Source organism: Xenorhabdus innexi (genome assembly GCF_002632485.1).
Classification (GTDB): domain Bacteria; phylum Pseudomonadota; class Gammaproteobacteria; order Enterobacterales; family Enterobacteriaceae; genus Xenorhabdus; species Xenorhabdus innexi.
In genome coordinates this window covers 1-767 of record NZ_NIBU01000215.1, presented here as the reverse complement: position 1 = coordinate 767, position 767 = coordinate 1, and the positions used below count along the sequence as shown (strand labels likewise).

Genomic DNA, 767 nt, shown 5'->3' with positions numbered 1-767 from the left:
TGGGAAAACGTTGCCAGTTCGGTGGCAAATTGCAGCCACTCACTGAACAACCGTTCCGGATGCAGCAAGGCTATCTGGCGGATGTGGCTGACCTGACCACTGTAGCGGTTCACCAGAGACAGCAGGAGAAAATCCATGATTTCCGAATCATTGTGCCGCCCCAGTTGCAATAGACGCTGGCTTATCTGTTGGCGGCGTTGATCCAATAACCCCTGTATATCGGTCACAAAACCGCTCATCTGCGGGCTGGCATAACAGTTAAGCAGGGGAGGGATAAACTGCGGATCAAGGGTCAGTTTATTATCATTCGAGCGGTTTACTACGTGTACCACCGTCAACGCCGTCCATTCAGGGGTTAAATCCGACTTTGTCATCAGGCGCAGGCGCATCCGGCCGAATTGTAATGTGGCACTGCCCACGGCCATGGCATTAAAGTCATTGACTTCGGTTTCAAAACTGATAAACCGGGCCAGTGAATTTTTCTGCTCCCGGAAAATCACCTCTTCCCGTCCGCGCCGGAAGTGGGGCAGCGCCAATACAATCTGGATATCCGTCTGATTTTCAGCCAGCTGTAACGGCGCTGGAGCCTGAGCCCCGTCAAAACTGAACGGTGTGCCGTCCGGAAAAATTCCGCTCGCCGCAGACAGCATGACTTTCCCCTGTTGGAGCATTTCCTGATCCAGTTCCAGTGTCAGAAAGCCCCAGTAGTAAGGCCGTTGGGCGGTTCCCCAATCACGGGTATAGGCTTCCAGATAGCTTTCCGCCTG

The 767-nt window shown here is 53.5% G+C and carries 1 protein-coding gene; it reads right to left on the bottom strand.

Annotation, left to right across the window (positions count from 1 at the left end; genetic code table 11):
• A partial coding sequence (tssK, locus tag Xinn_RS21170; protein ID WP_099137834.1) for a type VI secretion system baseplate subunit TssK occupies positions 1-767 on the bottom strand: 767 nt, incomplete at both ends.